This window comes from Microbacterium sp., from assembly GCF_029263575.1.
Taxonomy (GTDB): domain Bacteria; phylum Actinomycetota; class Actinomycetes; order Actinomycetales; family Microbacteriaceae; genus Microbacterium.
Genome location: NZ_JAJUFV010000001.1, coordinates 1 through 24,959 on the forward strand (window position 1 = coordinate 1; position 24,959 = coordinate 24,959).

Genomic DNA, 24,959 nt, shown 5'->3' on the forward strand with positions numbered 1-24,959 from the left:
CGAATGCGAAGCTCCTGGGCTTTGCTACAGGGGGCGAGGTACGTTCCCTCAGTCAAAGGAATGTGAGTCACATGTACTCCGACTATGGAACAGCTTATGCAGGGATGCTGGCGTTGTTCGCCCTGTTCGGCTTCCTCCTGATCGCCGTCGTCTACGTCCTCGGCTCCCTCTTCTACATGAAGATCTTCGAGAAGGCCGGCGTGCAGGGAAAATGGCGCGCCTGGGTCCCGATCTACAACAACATGATCTTCCTCAAGCTCGGCGACATGAGCCCCTGGCTGATCCTGTATGCCATGGGTGCGACGATCCTGCTGAGCTGGTTGCCGGTCATCGGTCAGCTCTTGGGGCTCGCCTCTGCCGTGCTGATGGTCCTCGCTGCGTACCGCGTCGGGCAGAAGCTGCAGAAGGAGGGCGCATGGGTCGTTCTCTACATCTTCCTCTCGCTCGTCTGGCTCGGTATCAACGCCTTCGACAAGTCGCGTTGGAACCCGCAGATCGCTCCCGCTCCGTGGGCGGGTAACGCCTTCTTCGGCGACCGCACCGTCTGGGATGGCGTTCCCTCGCAGCCGTCCGCTGCGCCGCCCGCCCCCGGCTACGGCGCCGCCCCGCAGGGCTACGCGCCTCCGCAGGGCTACGCGCCGCCGCAGGGTCAGCAGCCCGGCTACCAGCCCCCGGCAGCGCCCGGCTACCAGCCCCCGGCAGCGCCCGGCTACCAGCCCCCGGCAGCCGCTCCGGCCACGCCTCCGGCGGCACCGAACCCGCCCGCAGCTCCGACGACTCCGCCGGCAGCTCCCGCGAACCCGCCGGCCGCTCCTCCGGTCACTCCGCCGGCACCGCCTGCGCCTCCGGCGAACCAACCGCCTGCTGACCCGAATCAGCCTCCGGCGTGATGATGTGAACGATGGGCCCTCTGACTTCGGTCGGGGGCCCATCGTCTGTCATGGCCTCGATCTCCGATAGCGTGGAGGTATGGTCATGTCGCAGCGCCGTGTCGGAGCATCAGGTCTCGTCGTATCGGCAACCGGACTCGGTTGCAATAATTTCGGTCGCTCATCGACAGCGACCGAGTCGCTGGAGGGCACGCGCGAGGTCATCGACGCGGCACTCGCGCACGATGTCTTCTTCTTCGACACGGCTGACATGTACGGCATGGATCCCGGCCTGAGCGAGAGCCTGATGGGCGAAGTGCTGAGGAACCGCCGTGATCGGGTCGTGCTGGCGACGAAGTTCGGTCACACGCGTGACATGGGATACGACTTTCCCGCTGGGCTCGGGTCGCGTCGCTATGTTCGCCACGCGGTGGAGGAGTCGCTTGCACGGCTGCAGACCGACTGGATCGATCTCTACCAGCTGCACCTGCCCGATGCCGAGACGCCGATCGCTGAGACGATCGACGCGCTCGATGAGCTGGTGCGTGAAGGAAAGATCCGTTACTACGGTCATTCGAATCTGTCGGCCTGGCAAGTTGCCGAAGCAGATCTCACCGCCCAGCTGCGCGGCACGGGTCGCTTCGTCTCCGCTCAGCATCAATATTCGCTGCTCGCTCGGGCTGCTGAGCGAGAGGTGCTTCCCGCTGTCGAACACTTCGGCCTGGGCTTTTTCCCCTATTTCCCGCTCCATAATGGCCTGCTGACCGGCAAGTTCTCCCGCGAGGGCGGGCCGAGCGACAGCCGGATCATGGCTACGCGGCGCCACGTGTGGGAGAACGCGCCCTGGGATGCTGTCGACGCGTATGCGCGCTTCTGCGACGAGCGCGGTATCACCATGCTTGAGGCCACGTTCGGCTGGCTGCTTTCTCGTCCGTCGGTCTCCAGCGTGATCGCGGGGGCGACGTCCGCCGCTCAGGTCGAAGCCAACGCGCGGGCAGCGACAGCGTGGACGCCGACGGCGGATGACCTGAGCGCTCTCGACGCGATCTTCCCGCTTCCCGCCGATCCTGGCGCGCAGGTGTGATCGGGTTCTACTACGATGTGTGAGAATCCTGTGGCCGATCGAGCGGACGCAGTCAATCCGGAGGCCGCATTTGTCTGAGACGACCACGCAGACCCATCGCGTCGCCGTCGCCGAGGGTGACGACATCACTCTTTCCTGGGCAGGTATCACAGACACCGGGCTCCGGCGTGACAACAACCAGGACGCCTTCCTCGCCGAATACCCGCTTTTCGTCGTGGCGGATGGCATGGGCGGACACGCGGGCGGTGAGATCGCGAGTCAGAGCACGATCGCACGGCTGCATGAGGCCGTCGGCACCGGAGGTATTACCACGAGCGCGATCGAGAGTGCGCTCGAACAGGCCGTCAGCGACATCGCAGCGCATCCGGAGACGACAGACGAGGGAACAGGCACGACGCTCACCGGTGTGTTGTTCGACGTCGCCGAAGACGGACCGCGATGGATCTCGTTGAACATCGGCGACTCTCGCGTCTATCTGCTGCGTGATGATCGGCTCGTCCAGGTCACCACGGACCATTCGGTGGTGCAAGAGCTGATCAGCTCGGGGCGTCTGAGCCCCGAGGAGGCGGAAGGCCACCCGTACAGCAATGTGATCACACGGGCTGTGGGCGCCAGTGAGCTCACCCCGCCCGACTACCTCGGCATCGAGGTGCAAGACGGCGACCGATTCGTGATCTGCTCAGACGGGCTGACCAAGGAACTCACCGACTACGGCATTCAGCATTTCCTTCGCGAACACGCGGATCCGGCCACCGCCGTCGATGCCATGCTCGCGGCGGCGTTGGAGAACGGCGGTCGTGACAACGTCACGCTCATCGTGGTGAAGGTCGAGCGGACCAGTGGTGCTCCCGAGGTAGACAACGCGCCGACCGCAGAGATCGCGGTGGTCGATGACTCTTCCTCCACAACAGACAAGACCGTCGAATAGCCGCCGCCGGCTGTGGATAACTGCCGGTGACACGCGTGTATGGCGTGAGATGGGGGCATGGATCTTGAGCCTCTGACGCTTCCAGCGATTCCGGCCGCCCCGCGTCGGCAACCCGTTCCGGTGCTGGCGGCCGTCGTTCCGATCGGAGCCGGCCTGGTTCTCTGGCTCGTGACAGGGTCGATCTTCTCGCTCTGTTTCGCAGCGCTCGGCCCGCTGATGATCGGGGCGTCGTTGCTCGACGGCGTTCGAACACGCCGCCGCGACAGACGAGCGGCGGCCGAAGAGGAATCAGCCGGCTGGGCACGAGTCGAGCACGATCTCACGAGCCGCCATGAGCGTGAGCGTCGGGAGCTGCGCCGTATGCACCCAGACGCCGCGAGCTGTGTGCAGGATCCGCCATTGCGCGATCTGCGACCCATTGACGAGACGACGCCGCTGGTCATCGGATCCGGCGTGCGTCGCAGCGCGCTTCGCGTGACCGGAGCGGATGGTGAGCGAGAGCGGGCGTTTCGCGAGCGAGCGGCCGAACTGAGGGATGTGCCGATCGTTGTGCCAATGGGGCGCGGTATCTGTCTGCGCGGTCCGGCTCCGGTGACCGCCGCCATCGCACGAGCGCTCATCGTGCAGCTGTGCCTGCGGCATGCACCCAGCCAGCTCTCCCTCGTCGGGGACGAGCTCGAACATCTCGGTCTCGCTGGGTTCGCTCACAGCGGGCGTCCACGCCGTGGGGCGTGGAAACTCGCGGTCACGATCGGTGACGGCGAATCCGTCGACGCGGCGACCGAGCTGAGGCTGTGCGGTGCCGACGGTGAGGTGCCCGAAGGGGTGACGACGGTGATCGACTGTACAGATCCCTCGCGGGCGCGCCTTCGGACGACGAGCGGCGTCGAGCAGGTGAGCGCTGAATGCCTGTCGCTGCACCAGGCACTCGCGGTCGCCGCTGACAGCAGGGAACGAGAAGGAGAGGTGGCGCAGTTGCCCGACGGTGTCGCGCTGTCAGAGCTCAACACATCGGCGGAGAGCACGCGCAACGGGCTGTGTGCGGCGATCGGGCGCACCGAGAGTTCTGAGGTGGTGCTCGATCTTGTCGAGGACGGGCCGCATGCGATCGTCACCGGCACGACCGGATCTGGGAAGAGCGAGTTGCTGGTCACCTGGGTCACGGCGATGGCGGCAGCGCACGCACCCGCCGAGGTCAGCTTCGTGCTGGCTGATTTCAAGGGCGGCACGGCGTTCGATCCGCTCCGTGATCTGCCGCATGTCGCGGCGGTCATCACCGATCTCGATGACGAGGGTGCGCGGCGTGGCGTGCTCACGCTCACCGCTGAGCTGCGCCGCAGAGAAGCCGTGCTTCAAGAACTGGGTGCCCGCAGCATCGCCGAGAGCGCGGGGCGCCTGGGCCGTCTCGTCATTGTGGTCGATGAGTTCGCGGCGCTGCTGCAGGAGCATCCTGATCTGGGTGCCGTGTTCACCGACGTCGCGGCACGCGGAAGAGCACTGGGGATGCACCTCATTCTGGGCACGCAGCGTGCGGCCGGAGTGATTCGCGAGGCACTGGCTGCCAACTGCCCCCTGCGACTCAGCCTGCGCGTGACAGAGGCCGCCGACAGCCGGCTGGTCATCGGCTCTGACGACGCGGCGGAGCTGCCGGGCGGAGCAGGTTCGCGCGGGCTTGCGTTCGTGCGACGCCCGCAGGATGCGGCGGCGGCCGCCGTGCGGGTAGCTCTGACGGGGACGGCCGATCTGCGCGCCGTGGGAACCCGCTGGTCAGGAGCGATCCCACCGGAGAGTCCCTGGCTGCCTCCGCTGCCACGTCGGCTCCCACTGGCCGATGCGCAGCTCACGTACGCCGCCGCAGACGCGATAGTGCTGGGACTTGCTGATGAACCCGAGCTGCAGCGGCAGCGGCCCGTGCTGCTTCGCCCAGGAGAAGATCGCGGGCTCGCCATCATCGGCGGAAGCGGCTCCGGACGTTCCACGGCGTTACGCGCGCTGGCAGCGCAGAGCGATGACCTCGTCATGATCGAGCCCGACCCTGAGCGAGCCTGGGACGCTCTCGCGGCGCTCTCAGCCCCGGGAGCGCGGGCACCGCGGCTCGTGGTGTGCGACGACCTGGATCAGCTCGCAGCGGCGTTTCCGACGGAGCACGCCCAGGTGTTCCTGGAGCGTATGGAGAAGCTGGCACGCGCGGCGTCAGCGCGTGGCTGCACGGTGGCTGTCGCGACCGGTCGACTCTCGGGGCAGATCTCACGCGTCATCGAGGCTCTGCCGACGCGGGTGCTGCTGCGGATGGGGACGAAGATCGAATACATCGCCGCCGGCGGTGAGAACGACGGATACCGTCGCGACCGGGCGCCGGGACGAGGCCGGATCGACGATCGCGAGATGCAGATCGTCTGGACCGAGCCGCAGGCGCCGGGGAGAGACGATGCACGCACGACGCAGTGGCAGCCGGGCGCACGCGTCGTCGGTGTCGTGGCTCCCGGCGTGCGGCACACGATGGATGCCCTGCGGTCGGGGTACCCATCGTGCGATGTGCTGCGCGTCGGCGAGCAGCCGAGCGATGCCAGCGAAGCAGAGCCGAACGCTGCACCGTCGATCCTGGTCGGCGATGCGGAATCCTGGCAGCGGCACTGGGCGCTGTGGCAGCGCATCAAAGCGGAAGGCGAGATGCTCGTTCTCGCTGAAAGCGCGGGAGAGCTGCGTGCCTTCACCGGCTCGCGGGAGCTGCCGCCTTATGCCGAACCGCACGTGGGTCGTGCCTGGAGCATGCGCGACGGGCGCGCGGCGCAGCGGGTCGTGATTCCGCAGCTCGATCCGCGGGCCGGGTGAGGAGACCGCGTCAGATGCCGGCGCCCGGACGAATCGAGCCGACGGGTCTGCCACCGCCGAGCACACCGAGATTGAGCGCATCGGCCAGCTTTGCCACCACGGCGTCGTCGAGGGCGCCCGCACGCGCGAGCAGCGTCGCTGCGACGATCGTCGCAGCGCGTCCGGAACCGTCGAGCATTTTCAGCGCCGCGGTCGTGCCGTCGGGGGCGACCATGACCATGATGCCCTCGGCGCCGCCCTTGGCGAAGACGCCGAGCGTCTCGATCGCGACCGTGTCGGGCTGATCAGGTCCCTCGATCGTCCAGGGGTTCTCTCTGACCGTGCGCACGAGGGTGCCCGCGACGCGGTGCAATGCGAAGGGCGACCGCTCCGAGGCAGATCCGATGCGGTGGATACCGCGGGCGAGGCCGCTCAGCGTGATGGCGTGCACGGGGGCGCCGCATCCGTCGACGGCGGTGTGCGCGATCTTCTCGCCGGTGAGGCGCTCGACAACGTCGCGAATGTGCTGCTGCAGCGGATGCGACGGATCCAAGTAGCCGTCTGTCGGCCAGCCGGTCGCGACGCATGCGCGGAGCATCGCGGCGTGCTTGCCCGAACAGTTCATGCGGATGCGGGCCTTCTGGCTGTGCTCACGCACCATCTCGTCGCGCGTGGCCGAGTCGCTCGGCCATGCGGGCGGGCAGGCGAGGTGATCTTCTGTGAGCGAGCCGGCGGTGAGGATCTCGCGCACCACGTCGGCATGGCGGTCGGTTCCGACATGACTCGCCGTGGCCAGGGCGAGCTGCTCGCCGGCGAGTTCGGCACCCGCTGTGACACAGGCCACAGCCTGAAGCGGCTTCAGACTCGAGCGGGGAAGGATGAGCGCGTCGGCATTGCCCAGGCGCGTGACGACGTCGCCGTCGGGGGAGAGCACGGTCGCGGCGCCAGCGTGGCGGGATTCGATGAACCCGCTTCGCTCGACGACGGCAAGTTCAACAGCATCCGAGGCAGTGAAAGTCTCCAGCACCACTCCACCCTAACGCCGCGTGCCAGACTGGCCATATGAAGCTCGGCGAACACCACTATGCGCTCACGGCGACCTGGACCGGCAATCTCGGCACCGGCACGAGCGGGTATCGCCAGTACTCCCGGGACGTCACGATCCAGATAGACGGGAAGAGCGACCTGCTGGCGTCGGCCGATAAGCCCTTTCGTGGTGACCCGGCACGGTGGAACCCCGAAGACCTCTTGATCGCGGCGCTCGCCGAGTGCCACCTGCTGTCATATCTGCACGCGTGCGTGACGCGCGGGGTCATCGTGGTGTCATACCGCGACAGCGCGACGGGCGTCATGACCGAGCGCGGGGCTGGGTCGGGAGCATTCACCGAGGTGCGGCTGCGCCCCGCGGTCGTCGTCGCGGATGCCTCGATGATCGAGGCTGCGCAGCAGGCACACCATGACGCGCACGAGATGTGCTTCATAGCGAACTCGGTGAACTTTCCCGTCTATCACACGGCCACCGTCTCAGCGGCGTGACACCGGGGGCGCGGGTCAACGCCGTTCGTGCGGCAGCGCCTGTTTGATCTTCTCGATCGGTCCCTGCGGCGCGGGCTCGTTGTAGACACCGGCGAGTTCCTGCCCGCTGAGCGCATGGATGGACGCCATGATCTGGTCTGTCGCCAGGCGCCGTGCCTTGCCGCTGTTCGGGGCTCCGTGCACCGACACGTCGATCGGCTCGCCGAAGCGCACGGTGATGCGCTCTCGCATCGAGGGCATCTTCGCGCCCTTCGGCATGGCCTTATCGGTTCCGATCAGACCGACCGGCACTACCGGCGCTCCCGTCTGCAGCGCGAGAAACGCCACACCGGTTCGCCCTTTGTACAGGCGTCCATCCGTCGAGCGGGTTCCCTCCGGATAAAGCGCGACGGCGAGCCCGTCATCGAGAAGCTGGCGTTGCTGGTCGAGCGCGTCAAGAGCGGCCTGGCCGGCGCCCCGGCGCACGGGGATCGCCCCGATCGACTGAAAGAACGTCCGCATCACGGCCCCGGTGAATCCCGTTCCTTCGAAATACGATGACTTGGCCAGAAAATGCACCGGCCGGGGAGCCGCCACGGGAATGGCAACCGAGTCGATGAACGACAGGTGGTTGCTCGCGAAGATCACCGGACCGTCGAGGGGGACGTTGTCGCGCCCTTCGACCCGTGGGCGATAGATTGTGCGGGTCAGGGCGCCGATCACGGCCCGGCCGAACGCGTAGGTCGCGCCAGCGCGTCGGGGAGTGATGGAAGTCTCTGACTGCTGCTGTGCGTCTGAATCGGAGGATGCTTTCGGCGCCGCGGACTCGTCAGAGGTCATCAGACCAGGTTACTGCGCTTTCTATGCTCCTGACGGCATGCGGCCATCGGCCGCCGGTCACAGACACAGCGTGTCTCTCCCAGCGAGGGCAAAGGCGAATGCGAGATGATGGTGTGTCCGCTTCACGATTCCGAGGTCTCACTGTGCGCACCCGCCCACTCATCGCTCTGTCCGCATTCGCTGCTACCGCTGTGCTGCTGTCTGGGTGCGCTGCCGCTGACGATCCCGACGCCGATTCCGGCGACACGGCCGGAAGCGATCTCTGCTCCGCCACGGTCGAGTCCGGGGCGGCGTCCGACGAGGTCACCGTTGACGGCGAGTTCGGCGAGGCCTCGACCGCGACCTTCGAGCTCGGCCAGACGGTCGACGAGGCCGAGCGCTCGGTGCTCAGCGACGGCGACGGCGACGCCATCAGCGATGGCGACTACGTCAGCTACGCGTTGAGCGCCTTCGACGGTGACAGCGGTGAGCGCCTGGGCGATGCCGGCTACGCCGAGGGCGAGCTCCTGCCGACGGCACTGACGGCGGATGCACCGCTCGGTCAGCTGATCGGCTGCGCGAGCGTCGGCTCGCGTCTGTCGATCGTCTTCCCGACGACGGAGGAGGCCGCGGCGCAGTTCTACATCCTCGATGTGCTTGACGTCGTGCCGACGGCCGCCTGGGGCGAGGAGCAGGAACCTGTCGAGGGCATGCCGGCGGTCACTCTCGGTGACGACGGTGCGCCGTCCATCGAGATCCCTGACGCGGAGGCGCCGACCGAGGTGCAGATCTCGGTGCTCAAAGAGGGCGATGGCATCCTCGTCGAGGCGGGTGACACTTCGCTGCTGCAGTATCACGGTGTGAGCTGGGATGACGGCGAGACGTTCGACTCGTCCTGGGAGAACGGCGCGCCGATCTCGATCGACGGCAACACCTATGTGCCCGGCTTCGTCGAGGCGCTCGAAGGTCAGAAGGTCGGCTCGCAGATTCTCGTCGTGATTCCGCCGGCACAGGCGTACGGCGAAGAGGGCGAGAGCGATCACGAGCTGGCTGGCAAGACGCTCGTCTTCACGATCGACATTCTCGCGACGATGCATCCGGCGGTCGCCGCGCAGTAGCTTATGCCCGCCTCCGGCCGGGCATAAGCTGGTGGCATGCGGCGCATCATCGTTCTCGGCTCCACCGGCTCCATCGGCACGCAGGCGCTCGAGGTCATCCGAGCGAACCCGCGCAGCTTCGAGCTCGTCGCTCTTGCGGCCGGCAGCAATGCCGAGCTTCTCGGCGAGCAGGCTGCGCAATTCCGCATCGATGACACGGCGCTGGGTGCTCAGCAGGCGGAGCAGCTCGTGCGCGATGTCGATGCTGACGTGGTGCTCAATGCGATCACGGGCTCGATCGGACTCGGTCCGACGCTCGCCGCGCTGAAAGCGGGCCGTACGCTCGCACTGGCGAACAAGGAATCGCTCATCGTCGGCGGTGAGCTCGTCACACAGGCCGCGGCCGAGGGGCAGATCGTCCCGGTCGACTCCGAGCACTCCGCCCTCGCGCAGGCGCTGCGCTCGGGCACCCAGGCAGAGGTGCGACGTCTCGTGGTGACGGCATCCGGCGGGCCGTTCCGCGGCCGCTCACGCAAGGAGCTCACATCCGTCACACCAGCCGAGGCGCTTGCCCACCCGACGTGGGATATGGGACGGGTCGTGACCACGAACTCGGCGACGCTGGTCAACAAGGGCCTTGAGGTGATCGAAGCCCACCTGCTGTTCGACGTCGATTACGACGACATCGAGGTGGTCGTGCATCCGCAGTCGATCGTGCACTCCATGGTCGAGTTCGTCGACGGCTCCACGATCGCCCAAGCATCTCCGCCCGATATGCGCCTGCCGATCTCGCTCGGCCTGGATTGGCCGCACCGCACGGCCGGTGTCGGCGTGCCGCTCGACTGGACGAAGGCCTCCAGCTGGGACTTCGAGCCGCTCGATGACGACGCCTTTCCTGCCGTGGCGCTGGCGAAGAGCGTCGGCCGCGCCGGGAGAACCTTCCCTGCGGTGTTCAACGCAGCCAATGAGCAGGCTGTCGACGCGTTCCACGAGGGGCGGCTGCCGTTCCTCGGCATCGTCGACACGGTCGCGCGCGTCGTCGAGGCGCACGACTCACCGGATCAGCTGAGCGTGGAGTCTCTCAGCGAAGCAGAGGCCTGGGCACGCGCGACGGCGGATCAGTTCATCGCAGCCGGCTGAGACCGGAAGCAACTCCGAGACAACGTCAGTCGGGGTAGGGAACGGGCCAGTGCGGCTCGGGAACCGGCCACCCGGCATCGCGGAGAGCCCGCCGCGCCAACTCCCGTGCCGAGTACGGGGTGCGCACGCCGCGGATGTCACGGTAGTCCTGGTGTCCTGGCCCGGCCCAGAGGATCGCGTCGCCCTCGCCGACCATGCCGACGGCGGCCACGATGGCAGCCTCTGGGGGGGAGTGCTCGTGGATCTCGGCATCCGGCTGCGCTCTTCTGGCGCTGCCCACGAGTGTCGCGCGGATCGATGCCGGATCCTCTAGCCGCGGGTGGTGGTCGGTGACGACGAGGATGTCACTGCCCTCGACGGCTGTGCGCGCCATGTCGGGCCGTTTGGTGGCATCACGGTCGCCGTCAGCGCCGAAGAGCATGAGGGTCTTCCCCGGGGTGACGTGGCGGATCGCGGCGAGCGTCTTCTCGAACGCATCGGGGGTGTGACCGAAGTCGACATAGACGGCAGGGCCCTCGTCGCCGGAGACGAGCTCCGTTCGCCCTGGCAGGTACGCGTTGATCCTGCCGTCGCGGTCAAGGGATGCGGTGATGCGCTCCCACGTGTAACCGCCCTCGAGGATCATGACGATGGCGAGCGCGGCATTGGCTGCCATGTGCGCGCCGATGACCGGGACGGTCGTGGTGAGTGTCTTGCCCTCGGGCCCGGTCATGGTGAACAGGGTGCCGCGCTGGTGCTCCTCATCGATCGTGACAACCCAGTCGGCGGTCTCAGCGACGGACGGATCGGCGGCGATCTCCGGCGTTCCGACCGTGACCACCGGCACCTCGGATGCCGCGACGACGTCGACCCCGGAGGCGGAATCGAGACAGATGACCGCGCGACGTGCGCGGTCGGGGCGGAACAGCGGCAGCTTCGCTGCGAAGTACTCCGCCATGTCCGCGTAGTCGTCGAGGTGATCGTGCGAGAGATTCGTGAAGCCGGCGACATCGAAAACGATGCCGTCGACGCGTTTGCGTGACAGCGCCTGTGCGCTGACTTCGACGGCGACAGCTTCGACATCGCGTTCGCGCATGAGCGCGAGCAGCGCGTGCATCTCGGAGGCCTCGGGCGTCGTGAGCCGGGAGACGATCACTTCGCCGGCGATGTGGCGTTCGGCGGTGGATGACAGCCCCGTCACGACATCGAGCTGCGTGAGGATGCCCTCCAGCAGGTGAGAGACGCTGGTCTTGCCGTTCGTGCCGGTCGTCGCCAGCAGCAGCGGCAGCGTGTCATCGGCACCCGTGCCGTACACCCAGGCGCTCAGGGCGCCCAAGACACCGCGCGGGTCGTCGACGACCACGATCGGAAGGCCCGTATTGCCGGCGATATCGGCCCCGGCCTCGTCGGTGATGATCGCGACGGCGCCCTTCTCCGCGGCTGTGGATGCGAAGACGGCGCCGTGCTGATTCACGCCCTGGATAGCGACGAACGCCTCACCGGCTCGGAGATCGGCGGTGGCGAGAGTGATGCCTGTCACCGTGACGTTCGCGGTGTCGCCACGGGTGGCGGTGGCGAAACGTGCGGCGAGATCGGCGAGCGATCGCTGTGGCGGATGCTGCGGACGAAGCACGGGAGGAAGGCTGGGCTGAGTGGTCGACATGTCCCTTTCATGATCTCACGGGCAGCTCTCTGGAGCGTGCCTCCCGACTCGTGTTGTATGCGTGTCGGGGCACGCCCCAGAGAACGCCGTCAGCCGTGCCGGCCGGATGCGGTTACGCTGATCGGCGGTACGCCACGATGGCGACGATCAGAGCGGCCACGGCGGCGACGAGCCCCGCCGCACCGAGTGTCGTGCCGAGCGGGTCGATTGTTGCCGCGGTGTCGGCGGTTGACTGCTGGTCTGCCGGGTCGTGCTGGTCTGCATGGTCGCCGTGCGCGGCATCCGACGAGGTATCGGCGTCACCCGTGACGGTCACGACCGGAGCGGGAGAGTCGAGATCGTGCGGGTCGGCGCCGTCCTCCGCCACCTCGACCCATTCGTTCACCCCGCTCTCGCACTGCTGCACGACGGGGAACACGAGACTCTCCGGTGCGTCTTCGCCGAGACGCACTGACATGCTTGCCGTTGCTTGCAGTCCGCTCGGTACGGGTGTCACCGCCGTATAGGTGACAGCCGAGACCAGTCCGTTGTCGGCATGCTCGACGGCGATCTCCCAGTTGCTGTCGACCGTCGGGGCGACCGACGCCAGTCCCTCGGGCATCGTGATGCGCAGCGACGTGGTGGGCGATTCCTCGCACCCGTGTGTGAACGCGAAGGTGAGATCGGCCGAGCCGTCCGGCTCGACGGTGTCGGGGGAGACACCGACGTGTGCTGATGCGGCGGCGGGGGCGGCCAGCACGAGGCCGGCAGCCAGGGCGGCGGTGATGATGCCGCGGCGGGTGAATCGGGTAGAGGTCGTGCGAGAGGACATGTTTTTCTCCTGTGTTCGTGTGCAGCGCGCGACTGCGTGCGGGCGCACCGATCGGGGCCCGCGAATGGATGCCGTGTGACGGCGGTGATCACATGCGGCTGATCAGCCGCGGAGAGACAGCGGTGGGCCCCGCAATGAGAGATCGCCCACGCGCAGCACCGAGACGAAGCGTCGTGCGGTGGCTTCCAGTGCGGCAGGGCGGGGAAAGTCCGCGAGCGGCCGGGGTGTCCACCGGCGCAGCGTTGTGCGCACCCACTGCGCGATGGTGCGCGCCAGCTGCTCACCGCGCCAGAGCATCGCGATCGTCGCGACCGCAGCGACCAGGTGGGCGGTGAGCATTCCGGCGTCGGGTGCGACGGCCGTCAGTGTCTGACCGTTCAGCGCGAGAGGAAGGCTGTGATGGTGGTGGTGCCCGGTGACCGTCCCGCTGGATGTCAGCGTCGCGCCCAGGGCTGAGAACAACACGTGGAACACGGTCTGCGACAGCAGCACGGCAGCGCTCAGCTTGCCGAGGTGGAGCGTGCGCCCGACCAGGACAGCCGCAACAGGCGTCAGGAACACGCACAGCGCGATCACGAGCAGCGGATGCGGGGGAGCACCTCCGCCGAGCGTGTGCGAAACGGCCGCCGTGACAGTGGCGATCGACGACGCCGCGGCTCCCCGCAGGAGTCGCAGCTGCCGAGAAGTCACCACTCCAGCCTATGCGGCGGATTCCTAGTTCGCGCACAGTAGCGTTGGCATGTGGAAATCCTGCTCTACGTCGTCGGCATCGTTTTCATGCTGATCGGCCTCGGACTATCGATCGGGTTGCACGAGATCGGCCATCTCGTCCCGGCGAAGCTGTTCGGTGTGCGCGTGGGGCAGTACATGATCGGCTTCGGTCCGCGGCTGTGGTCCAGACGCATCGGCGAGACCGAGTACGGCTTCAAGGCGCTGCCGCTGGGCGGATTCATCTCGATGTCGGGGATGTACCCGGCATCCGACGGCAAGCGCGCCAAGGGGATCTTCAGCACGCTGGTGCAGGATGCCCGCTCCGCCAACGACGAGACGATCGCCCAGGGCGATGAAGACCGTGTCTTCTACCGGCTCTCGATGTGGAAGCGCATCGTGGTGATGCTGGGCGGTCCGGTCATGAACCTGATCCTGGCTGTTGTGATCTTCACCGTGCTGGCCTCGGGAATCGGCATCCAGCAGGGCACCACGACGATCGCGAGCGTGAACGAGTGCGTACTGCCGGCAGGGACCGCGCAGACCGAATGCGAGCCGGATGATCCGGCGACTCCCGCGGCGGAGGCTGGTGTGCTGCCCGGTGACGTGCTGGTCTCGATCGGCGGTACGCCCGTGTCGAACTTCGCGGAGGCGACGGCGCTCGTGCAGGCCGCTCCCGGTCAGCGGCTGGACATGGTCGTCGAACGCGACGGTCGGCAGGAGACTCTCATGGTCACCCCGATCGCCGCGGAGCGTGTGCTGACGGACGCATCGGGGCGACCGGAACTCGACGCAGACGGTGAGCAGATCGTCGCCGAGGTCGGCTACGTCGGTATGAGGTCGCAGTTGGCGTTCACGCCGCAGCCAATCGGCACGGGCGCTGTGATGGCAGCAGAGAACGTGGGCCGGGTCTCGAGCATCATCGCGACGTTGCCGGTGCGGCTGTGGGATGTCGGCGTCTCGCTGTTCACCGGGTCGGAACGCGACCCGGACAGCCCGCTCAGCGTCGTCGGCGTGGGCCGACTCGCCGGTGAGGTCGCCGCCACGGATGCGCCCGTGCTGGAGCGTTTCGTGGTGCTGTTGAGCCTGCTCGGCTCGCTCAACATCGCGCTGTTCGTGTTCAACCTGATCCCGTTGCTGCCGTTGGACGGCGGTCACATCATCGTGGCGATCTGGGACGGCGTGCGCCGTGCCTGGGCGAGGCTCTTCCGCCGGCCGCCGCCTGATCCGGTAGACGCGACGCGGCTGGTGCCGTTGACGGTCATCGTGGCGGTGCTGCTGATCGGCATGTGGGCGCTGCTGATGATCGCAGACGTTGTGAACCCGATCGTGCTGTTCCCGTAGCTCAGGCGAGCGCGTGCGCGGCGAGTCGCTCGAGGGTGCGGATGCCGTCGCGCGACAGGATCGACTCGAGGTGCCCCTGGACGGACGCGAAGGATGCTCCGCGGAGGGCGTAGACGTCACCGGTGTCGGCGTCGGCGGAGACCTCGGCGGCACCCGCTGCCGTGGTGCCCGCCACGACGCGGGCCGTGAACGTGTTGTAAAAGCCGATCGAGGCGGCTTCCCCGAAGATCGGCACGGTCTTCTGCAGGCCCTGGTGCGGTGAGTCGAGGGGCGTCAGCGCGATGCCGAACCGATCGGCGAGAATCTGATGGCTCAGGCACACGGCAAGCAGGGGTGAGCCGCTGTCGAGCCTGCGGGCGATGATCGCACGCAGGCGTGCGATGCGTGGGGTGTCGGCGTCGCGGGGGTCGCCGGGGCCGGGTCCGGCGACGAGAAGCTCGGCGGCGTCGATGTCGGCATCGGACGCTTCGCTCCACAGCTGAATCGTCGCGTCGAGGCCGAGGTGGCGCAGCTGGTGGGCCAGCATGGTGGTGAAGCGGTCTTCCGCGTCGATCACGAGGACGCTGCGTCCGGCGAACGGGCCCGTGGAGCCGTCCTGCTGGGGGTTGATCCAGAACTCGGCCAGACGGGAGTTGCGTGAGGCGAGCAGCGCGCTGACCTCGGGGTCGTCGGCGAGCGCTGTGTCCGCTGCGGGCTCATCCGGGTCGTCGTCCTTCGCCGGCGCGCTCTCGCGTTCGATGGCTCCGATCGCGCCGAGCACGCCAGCGGCTTTGCCATGGGTCTCGCTGACTTCGCCGTGCGGGTCGGAGTGGCGCACCAGAGTGGCGCCGACCGGCACGCGCAGGTGGCCGCCTTCCAGATAGACCGTGCGAATGAGGATGGGCGCATCGACGTCGTGGCCGCCGTCGTCGTTCGGCGTGAAAAGTGCGGCGACGCCGGAGTAATAGCCGCGCGGCTTAACCTCGTGGCGACGGATGACGGCGCAGGCGTTCTGCATCGGGGAGCCGGTGACGGTCGGGGCGAACATCGTCTCGCGAAGGATGTCGCGCGGGTCGAGGCGGCTGCGACCGCGCAGCATGTACTCGGTGTGCGTCAACCGTGACATCTGTTTCAGATGCGGGCCAGTGATGCGTCCGCCATCAGAGCAGACGGCGCTCATCATCTTGAGCTCCTCATCGACGACCATGAAGAGCTCTTCGGTCTCTTTCGTGGACGACAGGAACTCGACCAGGGTGTCTTTGGTTGCGCCCCCTGCGGGATGACGGAAGGTTCCCGAGATCGGGTTCATCGTGACGATGCCATCGCGTGCGACCACGTGCGCTTCCGGGCTCGCGCCCACCGCGATGTGGCCGGGGGTGACGACAGCGAAGGTCCAATAGGCGCCGCGTTCGTGCTCGACAAGCGCTCGGAACCAGGTGAGCGCGGCGATGCGTTCGTCGGCGTTCACGCGGGCGGTGTAGTCGCGGCGGATGACGAAGTTCGCGCCTTCGCCGTGGCCGATCTCGTCGTCGATGACCCGGCTGACGATCTGGGCGTAGTCGTCGTCGCTGATGTCGAAGCCGGCGTCTTCCAGGGCGATCGGATCGCTGGGAAGCGCGCCGACGACGTCGGCGAGGGGGAGGTGCTCGTGGCGGTCGACCAGCAGGCACCGCAGCGGTGTGCCGTCGTCTTGTGCGTCGAAGCCGCGCTCGCGCACCTGGCGGTAGGGAACCATCGCGAATACCTCGCGGGCTGTGCCGTCAGCGGTGAGAGGAATGTCAGCGAGAAGGTCGACGTCTTCCACGTCGCCGGTGAGGATCTCGACGGTCTCGGTGCCTTCTCTGGCGATCAACACGAACGAAGCATCGGCATTGCGCGCCAGCGCGTCGAGCAGGGCTGCGGTATTGGTCATCGAGATCTCCTGTGCAGGTCTCCGGCTCGGCTCGACGAAAAAACCGCCGAGGTCGGCGGTCTGGTTTCGTGGGAACGCGAACACCGCCTAGAAGGCGGGCCACCAGGTGAGGTTCGCGGGCATGGCCTGAAACTATCACACGGCGAGCATCCAGCCCTGCCGCGTGGCAGCGGCGTAGGCTGGAGGTGTGCCAGCCGTGAATCTTGGGATGCCGAGCATCCCCGAAGTCCTCGCTCCTCGCCGCAAGTCTCGCCAGCTCAGCGTCGGCAAGGTCCTGGTGGGCGGTGACGCGCCCGTCAGCGTCCAGTCGATGACCACCACGAAGACGACCGACATCAACGGCACGCTCCAGCAGATCGCCGAGCTGACCGCGTCGGGCTGCGAGATCGTGCGCGTCGCTGTGCCGCATCAGGATGACGCCGATGCGCTGAAGATCATCGCGATGAAGAGCCAGATCCCGGTCATCGCCGACATTCACTTCCAGCCCCGCTACATCTACACGGCGATTGACGCCGGATGCGGTGCGGTGCGCGTGAACCCGGGCAACATCCGTGAGTTCGACGGAAACGTCGGCAAGATCGCCGAGGCGGCCAAGGCCGCGGGAGTTTCACTGCGCATCGGTGTCAACGCCGGCTCACTCGACAAGCGGCTCCTGCACAAGTACGGCAAGCCGACGGCCGAGGCGCTGGTCGAAAGCGCCGTGTGGGAGGCGTCGCTGTTTGAAGAGCACGACTTCCACGACTTCAAGATCTCGGTCAAGCACAACGACCCGATCGTCATGGTGAAGGCCTACCGGCAGCTCGCCGAGCGCGGTGACTGGCCCCTGCATCTCGGCGTCACCGAAGCGGGCCCCGCGTTTCAGGGAACCATCAAGTCGGCGACGGCGTTCGGCATCCTGCTGTCAGAGGGGATCGGCGACACGATCCGTGTCTCGCTGTCAGCGCCCCCCGCGGAAGAGGTCAAGGTCGGGCATCAGATTCTGCAGTCGCTGAATCTGCGCGAGCGCAAACTCGAGATCGTGTCGTGCCCATCGTGCGGTCGTGCGCAGGTCGACGTGTATACGCTCGCCGACAACGTGACCGAGGGTCTCAAAGAACTCACGGTTCCGCTGCGCGTCGCCGTGATGGGCTGTGTCGTGAACGGCCCGGGTGACGCGCGCGAGGCCGATCTGGGTGTCGCTTCCGGAAACGGCAAGGGCCAGATCTTCGTCAAGGGGGAGGTCATCAAGACCGTGCCCGAGGAAGACATCGTGCAGACACTCATCGAAGAGGCGAACCGGATCGCCGAGGAGATGGGGCCGGACGCGAAGCCCGGCACAGCACAGGTGATCACCGCATAGGCCAGGAGAGACTTTCTTGAATCCCACGGCAGTGACGTTTCCTCAGCGCGCAACGACAGCGGAGGCGCCGGTGGTTCTCGCCGTGTCGTCGCCTGACGGCGCCGTCATCGTGGTCGATGAGACACCGTTTCATCCTGTCGATCACACCTGGCCCGATCAGCCCGGTGACACGGGGAGTGTGCGCATCGGCGAGGAGCGCGTCGACGTCGTCGAGGCAGTGATGGCGGCTGTCAGCGACGATGGCGTCCTCGCCGTCGGCGGCGATATTCCGGTCAAACGCGGTGCGGAGGGGTGGACGTGGCTGGTCGGCCACCGGATCGACACCCCTGCCGTTCCGGCGTGGGCGGCTCCGGGCGCCACGGTGGTGCTTGACGTGGACGGCGCACGACGCGATGCGCTCAGCCGTGGTCACACGGGCTGCCATCTCGCCTCCCTCGCGCTCGATATGGCACTTGCCGATCTGTGGCGCAAGGCCCCGGGCGTCGACGCACTCGGTTCGCCCGATTTCGAAGGGCGGGCGAACCAGATCAGCCGCATCCACGAAGACGGCGCGATTGACGACTATCGACTGGGCAAGAGTCTGCGCAAGGCCGGTTTCGACACGGAAGCGCTCGCCGCGTCACTCGTCGATCGTGAAGTGCGCATCAACGCTCAGTTGGCACAGTGGGTCGCCTCGGGCGCGCGAAGCGTTGTCGAGACGGACGGTGCGACCATCATCGACCATCGCCGCTGGCGCTGCGAGCTGCCGGAAGGCGAGGCGGTGATCCCGTGCGGCGGCACACATGTGTCGTCACTCGCTGAGTTCTCCTCGATCTCCGTGACGCTGGAGCTTCCTACCCCGCAGCTGCTGGTGATGACGACGACCACGGTCGCGGCGCAGAGCTGACGCGCGCAGAACCGGCGCTCAGTACTCGGCGAGCACCTCGGCCAGCATCCGATGGCCCTGCGCCTCGAACTGCTCGTCGCCGACCTGGAATGCCCAGCACGCCGTGCCGACGGCCTCCTGCAGCCGCTCGAGCCGCCAGTCGTCCCGATCGCGCGGGTCATCGCCGTATCCGTCGAAGAAGGCCGCCTCGAGATCGGGCCTGCCACGCCATTGCTGCGCGGCGAGCCTCGTGAAGTCGGTCGCCGCTGGCCGAAACGCGAAGCGCCCGAAGTCGATCACGCGCACCGTCTCACCGTCGATGAGCCAGTTCCGCGGCTGCCAATCGCCATGCGTGGGTACGACAGCGACCGGCTTCGCCGCGGCCGAACGCAACACATCCCGGGTCTTCTGCTCAGTCTCGGGCTCGACCCGGTGCGGCTGATCGAACCACGCCAGCGCACGCGCGATCGTGCGGGGCCAGTAGTCGGCATCCGTGCGCGTCTCCTGCTGATGCAGCGCCCGAAGCAGCGCCCCGGCTTGCATATAGGTCGGGGTGTGGGTCTCGGCATCCGTTCCCTGCACGAGCTCACCCGCCAGGAAATCAAGGATCATCACGCGCAGGGATGCATCCGAATCTCGCAGCGGCGCCGCGAGAGCGGATTCGACGAGCGACCGGGTGTACTCGGGGTGCGCGCTCAATTCGCGCCCAATGTGGTGATTGTTCCTGCCGCCGGCTTTGACCACCACGTCTTCATCGCCCGAGCGCACACGCAGCACGATCGATTCGACGACGTTCCACGACATGTCCGTGACGACATGCGCGTCAGCAAGCCGCTCCTGCACCCAGGCGCGCTGCGCCGCGCTCAGCCGTTCCCAGCCGCTCACAGGGCGAACTCGACTTCGCCCTTCGCGATGTCGGCCCGCACGAGCTGCACCGAGACTGTATCGCCTGGCTTCGTCCCGACCGGCACGGGCGCCGATGCCGTGACAGCGGGATCCGCGATCTGGATGCCCGCGCGATCACCGTCCTCGCCGCGCAGCTCGATCACAGTTGCGTCGATGCGCGAACCCACCAGGGGAGTGAGCAGCGCAGCCTCGACACGGTTGACGGTGTCGGCGTTCAGACGAGAGGCCCGCTGCGACGATGTCTGCATGAGCGCGGGCAGTTCGCTCAGCGATTCGCGCGCCCACGTCGGTACCTCGGATCCCTCCGAGATGGCGAGGCAGATCGCCAGTGACCAGCGATCGACGAGTCGGCGCAGGGGAGCGGTGGCGTGCGCGTATGGCGCGGCGATCGCGGCCTGCTCCAAATCGGCCGGTACGGACCCGTCGAAGCTCACATAGCCGGCGCCGCGGAACAGCGACGCCGCTGCCTCGAGCACCGGAAGCGTCAGCGGGTCATGGCGGTCGAGTCCGCGCAGATACTCGCCATACTCTCCCGTTGTCCACGGGCGCCCGAGCGCCTCGGTCTGCCGGCGGAAAGTATCGAATGCGGCACGGTCGGGAGCGGGCATGGTGCGCAGCACCCCGATCTTCGCCCCGACCATGAGCTCGGCTGCAGCCATCCCTGTCATCAACGACAGCTGAGCGTTCCACTCCTCGATCGGCAGAGGGTTACCGCGCACGATCGAATACGTGCCGTCGTCGTTCTGCACCACTTCTTCGTCAGGCATGTTCAGACTCGCCCCGCCGCGCTCCTGCTCTTTCACGATGCGCAGCTCGCCGATCTCCCGCAGCAGTGCGATGCGCGCGTCGTCATCGCGATCGAGCGCCTCCTGTGCGCTCACGTAATCGAGCTGGGCGCGTGAGCGGATCAGCGCGCGCTCGAGTCGGAAGTGCGACACGGATGCGTCAGCGCTCAGCTCGAACGTCCACACCAGCGCCGGGCGATCAACGTCGGGCAGCAGCGAGGCGTGATTCTCGCTGAGCACGCGCGGATGCAACGGAATCGACCCATCCGCGGCGTACAGCGTCTGTCCGCGCTCACGTGCCGCGGCGTCCACCGCCCCGGTGGGTGCGACGAACCCCGGCACATCGGCGATGGCGTAGCGCACGGTGTACCCCGAATCCGTGCGCGCGAGATGGAACGCCTGATCGAGGTCTTTCGCCCCCGCCGGGTCGAGCGTGACGAAGTCCACATCGCGTAGGTCGAGCTCGGGCGTCGCCGGCACGGCGGCGGATGCCTCGGCCTCTGCCGCCGCTGAGAAGTCGACGGGGGCATCGACGGCGTCTCGCAGGGCGGCGAGGGCTCGGGCGAGCTCACTCTGAGCGGCGGATGGAGCAACATGGGCGCGACGCTGAGGCATGCCCTCAGCCTAACGACGGCCACCGTTGACGCGTGTCACAGATCGACCGAATCGGCCCGGATCCCGACCGGGAGAGATAGCGTGAAACCATGACCAATGCAGACAAGGCTCAGACCCTCGCCGCCCTCTACAGCGCTCCCGAGATCCTCCGCGTCGTGAACGTGTGGGACGTCGTCTCCGCTCAGGCCATCACCGCCCTCGACCAGACCGCAGCGCTGGCGACGGCCGGGCATTCCATCGCCGCGACTTACGGCTACCCCGATGGGCAGATCCCGCGCGAGCTGATGATCGACATGGTCGGTCGTATCGCCGCATCCACCGAGCTCCCCGTCAGCGCCGATCTCGATGACGGATATGACGACGCGGGCGAGACCACGCGGCTCGCGATCGGCGCAGGCGTCGTCGGCGCGAACGTCGAAGATCGGCTCAAGCCGCTTGCCGAGTCTGTCGCGGTCGTGGAAGCGATCGTCAAGGCTGGCGAAGCCGAGGGTGTGCCCTTCGTGCTCAACGCCCGCACCGACGCCTTCGTCCGCGGCGGCGGTCGTCCGGTCGACGAGAGCATCGCCGACGCGATTGAACGGGGGCGCGCATTCCTCGACGCCGGCGCGACAAGCGTCTTCGTCCCCGGCATTCTCGATGCCGATGTCACCCGCAGGCTCGTCGAGGGGATCGGCCAGCGCAAGGTCAGCGTCATCGGGCTGCCCGGTGCCCTCACCGCCGCGGAATATGAGGCGCTGGGTGTCGCCCGTATCTCGTACGGGCCCACGACACAGCGTGTCGCACTCACCGCCCTGCAGGACGTCGCCACGAGCCTCTACGCTGACGGCGTGATCCCCGAGGGCACCCGGGCTCTCAACTGATACGTGCGGCCACGGGTCACTAGACTGGGCCCGTGGTCACTCGTCTCTCGAAATTCTTTCTCCGTACGCTGCGTGAAGACCCCGCCGAGGCGGAGGTCATCAGCCATAAGCTCCTGTTGCGCGCGGGATATATCCGCCGACAGTCCGCAGGCGTGTTCGCCTGGCTTCCGCTGGGGCTCAGGGTCAAGGCGAAGATCGAGACCATCGTCCGGGAAGAGATGGCGAACGCGGGGGCACAGGAGGTGCATTTCCCCGCGCTCATGCCGCGGGAACCGTACGAAGCGACCGGTCGTTGGGAAGAGTACGGCGACCTGCTGTTCCGTCTGCACGACCGCAAGGGCGGCGACTATCTGCTCGCGCCCACGCACGAAGAAGCGTTCACGCTCCTGGTGAAAGACCTGTACTCGTCGTACAAAGATCTGCCGCTGACGCTCTTCCAGATTCAGGACAAGTACCGCGACGAGGCGCGGCCCCGCGCCGGCCTGCTGCGCGGCCGCGAGTTCACGATGAAGGACGCCTACTCCTTCGATGCCTCCGACGCAGGTCTCGAAGCCTCGTACATGAGCCAACGCGACGCCTACGAGCGGATCTTCCAGCGCCTCGGCCTGGAATACGTCATCGTGCAGGCGGACGCCGGCGCGATGGGCGGTTCGCGGTCAGAAGAGTTCCTGCACCCCACACCGGTCGGCGAAGACACCTTCGTGCGCACCGACGGAGGGTACGCGGCGAACGTCGAAGCCTTCACCACGGCGATTCCGGATGCGGTGCCGTTTGACGATGCCCCCGAGGCCACGATCTTCGACTCACCCGACACGCCGACCATCGAGACGCTCGTCGAGCACTCGAACGCGATCCTCGACGGCGAGTACACCGCTGCCGACACGCTGAAGAACGTCGTGCTCGCCCTCACCCACCTCGACGGTACGCGCGAGCTCGTCGTCGTCGGCATCCCGGGCGATCGCGAGGTCGATGACAAGCGTGCCGAGGTCGCCTTCGCGCCGGCCGAGGTGTCGACCGCGACACCGGAGGACTTCGCCGCCAACCCGCAGCTCGTGAAGGGCTACATCGGGCCGTGGTCACCCGACGGCGCCGTGCTGGGCGAGAAATCGGCTACCGGCATCCGCTACCTCCTCGACCCTCGCGTTTCGAAGGGCACTCGCTGGATCACCGGCGCGAACATCGACCAGAAGCACGCGCACTCCGTCGTCGCCGGCCGAGACTTCGTCGCCGACGGCATCGTCGAGATCGCGAATGTTCGAGATGGCGACCCCGCCCCCGACGGCTCGGGCCCCGTCACGCTCGCGCGCGGCATGGAGATCGGTCACGTCTTCCAGCTCGGCCGCAAGTACGCTGAGGCGCTGGGTCTCAAGGTGCTCGACGAGAACGGCAAGCTCGTCACCGTCACCATGGGCTCGTACGGCATCGGCGTCACCCGCATCCTTGCGATCATCGCCGAGCTGAGTAACGACGATAAAGGACTCATCTGGCCGGAATCCGTCTCACCGTTCGACGTGCACGTCGTCGCTGCTGGCCGCGACCAGCTCGCTTTCGACGTGGCAGAGAAGGCTGCCGCAGACCTCGAGGAGAGCGGGCTCGACGTGCTCTACGACGATCGGCCGAAGGTATCGCCCGGTGTGAAGTTCGGCGACGCCGAGCTGATCGGCGTCCCGCACGTTCTGGTCGTGGGTCGCGGGGCAGCCGAGGGCCAGGTCGAGCTATGGGATCGCCGCACGGGACAGCGTGACATCCTGGCGCTGGCCGATGCGATCGCGGCATTGACGAGCTGATCATGACCGAGCAGCAGCGCGAGGCGCTCAGAGCCGACGTCGAGCGGATCATGACCGAGGCCGGAGTCCTCGCCAACCGATCGTTGATTCGCCGCATCGTGCACACCGGCGTCGGGCTGGGCGAGGACGGCACCGACCGGCTCAACCTCAAGATCGCCTCGGCGGCGCTCGCCGAGATGCGTGACGCGTTCCGACTGTTTCAGCCCTACGCTGACGTGCCCAAGGTCACGGTGTTCGGCTCCGCCCGCACGCAACAAGACGACCCGCTCTATGACCAGGCGCGCTCGGTCGCCGAGGTGCTTGCCGAGCGAGGCTGGATGGTCGTCACGGGCGCTGGCCCCGGAATCATGCAGGCGGCGGCCGAGGGAGCGGGTGAGAAGATGGCGCTCGGCGTCTCGATTCGCCTACCCTTCGAGGAGAAGCCCAGCGCGGTCGTCGCAGACGAGACGCACTCGGTCGAGATGAAGTACTTCTTCACCCGCAAGCTCATGCTCGTGAAGGAATCCACCGGATTCATCTGTCTTCCCGGCGGCTTCGGCACGCTCGACGAGATGTTCGAGCTGCTCACCCTGCAGCAGACCGGCAAGGCCGAGCCCATGCCCATCGTGCTGCTCGATGAGCCTGGGGGGACGTTCTGGCGGAACCTGGAGCACTTCGTGCTCGAGACGCTGGTTCCGGCGGGAGTGATCTCGCCGGATGACTTCGATCGCGTGCTCGTCACCGACTCAGCTGCGGATGCCGTCGCCGAGATCTCCGTGTTCTGGAAGAACAAGGACTCGCTGCGCTGGCTGTACGACGTGCTCGTGCTGCGGTTGAAGAATCGCCCGACCGCCGACGAGGTGGCCCAACTCAACAAACAGTTCACCTCGGTCATCGCGGCGGGGAGAATCGAACTGGTCGATGCGTTGCCGCAAGAGGTGTCTGACAACGACCGGGTCGAGCTTCCCAGACTGGCGCTGCAGCTCGGCCAGCGTGAAGTCGGCGGGCTGTATCTCCTCATCGACGCGATCAACGCCCTCCCGTCCGCTGACTGATCGCGTTCGCGCCACGGCCCCGCCGATGTGGGACCTCACGCTGACAGATGACGACGGGGCCGACCGCGCTGGCACTTGCCGCGGTCGGCCCCGTGTCGTGATCGGATCG

The 24,959-nt window shown here is 67.2% G+C and carries 21 protein-coding genes; 13 read left to right on the forward strand and 8 right to left on the reverse strand.

What is annotated here, in order from left to right; genetic code table 11:
* Positions 1 to 71: 71 nt before the first annotated feature.
* The 4 genes from Q1J95_RS00005 (at position 72) to Q1J95_RS00020 (ending at position 5,713) form a co-directional block, all read left to right on the forward strand.
* Entirely contained in the window at positions 72 to 890 is an 819-nt protein-coding gene (locus Q1J95_RS00005) for a DUF5684 domain-containing protein (protein ID WP_300264690.1), read from the forward strand.
* A 79-nt stretch (positions 891 to 969) separates the two neighbouring features.
* The gene (locus tag Q1J95_RS00010; protein WP_300264693.1) at positions 970 to 1,953 is read left to right on the forward strand and encodes an aldo/keto reductase; all 984 of its coding nucleotides are present in this window, start codon (positions 970 to 972) and stop codon (positions 1,951 to 1,953) included.
* A 70-nt stretch (positions 1,954 to 2,023) separates the two neighbouring features.
* Positions 2,024 to 2,881 (forward strand): protein phosphatase 2C domain-containing protein, encoded by an 858-nt coding sequence (locus Q1J95_RS00015; RefSeq protein ID WP_300264695.1) that lies wholly within the window; start codon positions 2,024 to 2,026, stop codon positions 2,879 to 2,881.
* A 57-nt stretch (positions 2,882 to 2,938) separates the two neighbouring features.
* Complete coding sequence (locus tag Q1J95_RS00020; protein ID WP_300264698.1) at positions 2,939 to 5,713, forward strand: FtsK/SpoIIIE domain-containing protein; 2,775 nt, start codon at positions 2,939 to 2,941, stop codon at positions 5,711 to 5,713.
* Between the two features lie 10 nt (positions 5,714 to 5,723).
* Here Q1J95_RS00020 and Q1J95_RS00025 read toward each other — a convergent pair whose 3' ends face one another.
* Positions 5,724 to 6,719: an asparaginase gene (locus Q1J95_RS00025; protein ID WP_300264701.1), complete on the reverse strand. Its 996-nt coding sequence runs from the start codon at positions 6,717 to 6,719 to the stop codon at positions 5,724 to 5,726.
* A 35-nt stretch (positions 6,720 to 6,754) separates the two neighbouring features.
* On the opposite strand from Q1J95_RS00025, the gene Q1J95_RS00030 reads away from it, so the two are divergent.
* Positions 6,755 to 7,228, forward strand: a complete 474-nt coding sequence (locus Q1J95_RS00030) for an OsmC family protein (RefSeq protein ID WP_300264704.1) — start codon at positions 6,755 to 6,757, stop codon at positions 7,226 to 7,228.
* A gap of 15 nt (positions 7,229 to 7,243) precedes the next feature.
* On the opposite strand, the gene Q1J95_RS00035 is transcribed toward Q1J95_RS00030, so the two are convergent.
* Complete coding sequence (locus tag Q1J95_RS00035; protein WP_300264707.1) at positions 7,244 to 8,047, reverse strand: 1-acyl-sn-glycerol-3-phosphate acyltransferase; 804 nt, start codon at positions 8,045 to 8,047, stop codon at positions 7,244 to 7,246.
* A 143-nt stretch (positions 8,048 to 8,190) separates the two neighbouring features.
* Between Q1J95_RS00035 and Q1J95_RS00040 the strand changes: the two genes are divergently transcribed.
* Positions 8,191 to 9,144: an FKBP-type peptidyl-prolyl cis-trans isomerase gene (locus Q1J95_RS00040; RefSeq protein ID WP_300264709.1), complete on the forward strand. Its 954-nt coding sequence runs from the start codon at positions 8,191 to 8,193 to the stop codon at positions 9,142 to 9,144.
* 36 nt (positions 9,145 to 9,180) lie between these two features.
* A complete protein-coding gene (gene dxr / locus Q1J95_RS00045) occupies positions 9,181 to 10,263 on the forward strand; it encodes a 1-deoxy-D-xylulose-5-phosphate reductoisomerase (RefSeq protein ID WP_300264712.1) in 1,083 nt (360 codons plus the stop codon).
* A gap of 25 nt (positions 10,264 to 10,288) precedes the next feature.
* Here the strand turns inward: dxr and Q1J95_RS00050 are convergent, their stop codons facing one another.
* The 3 genes from Q1J95_RS00050 to Q1J95_RS00060 form a co-directional block, all read right to left on the reverse strand.
* Positions 10,289 to 11,905, reverse strand: coding sequence for a UDP-N-acetylmuramoyl-L-alanyl-D-glutamate--2,6-diaminopimelate ligase (locus Q1J95_RS00050; protein ID WP_300264715.1), 1,617 nt, complete (start codon positions 11,903 to 11,905; stop codon positions 10,289 to 10,291).
* Between the two features lie 112 nt (positions 11,906 to 12,017).
* Positions 12,018 to 12,716 carry a YcnI family protein gene (locus Q1J95_RS00055; RefSeq protein ID WP_300264718.1) on the reverse strand — a complete coding sequence of 233 codons (699 nt, stop codon included), beginning with the start codon at positions 12,714 to 12,716 and terminating at the stop codon, positions 12,018 to 12,020.
* A gap of 102 nt (positions 12,717 to 12,818) precedes the next feature.
* A complete protein-coding gene (locus Q1J95_RS00060) occupies positions 12,819 to 13,406 on the reverse strand; it encodes a hypothetical protein (protein WP_300264720.1) in 588 nt (195 codons plus the stop codon).
* 51 nt (positions 13,407 to 13,457) lie between these two features.
* Between Q1J95_RS00060 and Q1J95_RS00065 the strand changes: the two genes are divergently transcribed.
* A complete protein-coding gene (locus Q1J95_RS00065; RefSeq protein WP_300264723.1) occupies positions 13,458 to 14,768 on the forward strand; it encodes an RIP metalloprotease in 1,311 nt (436 codons plus the stop codon).
* A gap of 1 nt (position 14,769) precedes the next feature.
* Here Q1J95_RS00065 and Q1J95_RS00070 read toward each other — a convergent pair whose 3' ends face one another.
* A complete protein-coding gene (locus tag Q1J95_RS00070) occupies positions 14,770 to 16,659 on the reverse strand; it encodes a chorismate-binding protein (RefSeq protein ID WP_300264726.1) in 1,890 nt (629 codons plus the stop codon).
* Positions 16,660 to 16,846: 187 nt separating this feature from the next.
* On the opposite strand from Q1J95_RS00070, the gene ispG reads away from it, so the two are divergent.
* Positions 16,847 to 17,998 carry a flavodoxin-dependent (E)-4-hydroxy-3-methylbut-2-enyl-diphosphate synthase gene (gene ispG, locus Q1J95_RS00075; RefSeq protein ID WP_300264729.1) on the forward strand — a complete coding sequence of 384 codons (1,152 nt, stop codon included), beginning with the start codon at positions 16,847 to 16,849 and terminating at the stop codon, positions 17,996 to 17,998.
* Between the two features lie 31 nt (positions 17,999 to 18,029).
* Entirely contained in the window at positions 18,030 to 18,884 is an 855-nt protein-coding gene (locus Q1J95_RS00080; protein ID WP_300264732.1) for a hypothetical protein, read from the forward strand.
* Positions 18,885 to 18,902: 18 nt separating this feature from the next.
* Here the strand turns inward: Q1J95_RS00080 and Q1J95_RS00085 are convergent, their stop codons facing one another.
* Together Q1J95_RS00085 and Q1J95_RS00090 are read right to left on the reverse strand one after the other, a co-directional pair.
* On the reverse strand, positions 18,903 to 19,748 hold the full coding sequence (locus tag Q1J95_RS00085) for a phosphotransferase (protein ID WP_300264735.1): 846 nt from the start codon (positions 19,746 to 19,748) through the stop codon (positions 18,903 to 18,905).
* On the reverse strand, positions 19,745 to 21,169 hold the full coding sequence (locus Q1J95_RS00090; RefSeq protein ID WP_300264738.1) for an RNB domain-containing ribonuclease: 1,425 nt from the start codon (positions 21,167 to 21,169) through the stop codon (positions 19,745 to 19,747). Before Q1J95_RS00090 ends, Q1J95_RS00085 begins: the two co-directional genes overlap by 4 nt.
* 89 nt (positions 21,170 to 21,258) lie before the next feature.
* Between Q1J95_RS00090 and Q1J95_RS00095 the strand changes: the two genes are divergently transcribed.
* The 3 genes from Q1J95_RS00095 to Q1J95_RS00105 are packed head-to-tail and all read left to right on the forward strand — an operon-like array spanning position 21,259 to position 24,850.
* The gene (locus Q1J95_RS00095; protein WP_300264741.1) at positions 21,259 to 22,029 is read left to right on the forward strand and encodes an isocitrate lyase/phosphoenolpyruvate mutase family protein; all 771 of its coding nucleotides are present in this window, start codon (positions 21,259 to 21,261) and stop codon (positions 22,027 to 22,029) included.
* Between the two features lie 32 nt (positions 22,030 to 22,061).
* The gene (locus Q1J95_RS00100) at positions 22,062 to 23,816 is read left to right on the forward strand and encodes a proline--tRNA ligase (RefSeq protein ID WP_300264744.1); all 1,755 of its coding nucleotides are present in this window, start codon (positions 22,062 to 22,064) and stop codon (positions 23,814 to 23,816) included.
* 2 nt (positions 23,817 to 23,818) lie between these two features.
* Positions 23,819 to 24,850, forward strand: a complete 1,032-nt coding sequence (locus Q1J95_RS00105) for a TIGR00730 family Rossman fold protein (RefSeq protein ID WP_300264747.1) — start codon at positions 23,819 to 23,821, stop codon at positions 24,848 to 24,850.
* Positions 24,851 to 24,959: the final 109 nt, after the last annotated feature.

Excerpts from the sequence above, each read along its gene's own strand:
- Q1J95_RS00050 (WP_300264715.1), bottom strand. The coding sequence starts at position 11,905 with ATGTCGACCACTCAGCCCAGCCTTCCTCCCGTGCTTCGTCCGCAGCAT.
- Q1J95_RS00010 (WP_300264693.1), top strand. The coding sequence starts at position 970 with ATGGTCATGTCGCAGCGCCGTGTCGGAGCATCAGGTCTCGTCGTATCG.
- Q1J95_RS00055 (WP_300264718.1), bottom strand. The coding sequence starts at position 12,716 with ATGTCCTCTCGCACGACCTCTACCCGATTCACCCGCCGCGGCATCATC.
- Q1J95_RS00035 (WP_300264707.1), bottom strand. The coding sequence starts at position 8,047 with ATGACCTCTGACGAGTCCGCGGCGCCGAAAGCATCCTCCGATTCAGAC.
- dxr (WP_300264712.1), top strand. The coding sequence starts at position 9,181 with ATGCGGCGCATCATCGTTCTCGGCTCCACCGGCTCCATCGGCACGCAG.
- Q1J95_RS00005 (WP_300264690.1), top strand. The coding sequence starts at position 72 with ATGTACTCCGACTATGGAACAGCTTATGCAGGGATGCTGGCGTTGTTC.
- Q1J95_RS00020 (WP_300264698.1), top strand. The coding sequence starts at position 2,939 with ATGGATCTTGAGCCTCTGACGCTTCCAGCGATTCCGGCCGCCCCGCGT.
- Q1J95_RS00030 (WP_300264704.1), top strand. The coding sequence starts at position 6,755 with ATGAAGCTCGGCGAACACCACTATGCGCTCACGGCGACCTGGACCGGC.
- Q1J95_RS00095 (WP_300264741.1), top strand. The coding sequence starts at position 21,259 with ATGACCAATGCAGACAAGGCTCAGACCCTCGCCGCCCTCTACAGCGCT.
- Q1J95_RS00070 (WP_300264726.1), bottom strand. The coding sequence starts at position 16,659 with ATGACCAATACCGCAGCCCTGCTCGACGCGCTGGCGCGCAATGCCGAT.
- Q1J95_RS00090 (WP_300264738.1), bottom strand. The coding sequence starts at position 21,169 with ATGCCTCAGCGTCGCGCCCATGTTGCTCCATCCGCCGCTCAGAGTGAG.
- Q1J95_RS00105 (WP_300264747.1), top strand. The coding sequence starts at position 23,819 with ATGACCGAGCAGCAGCGCGAGGCGCTCAGAGCCGACGTCGAGCGGATC.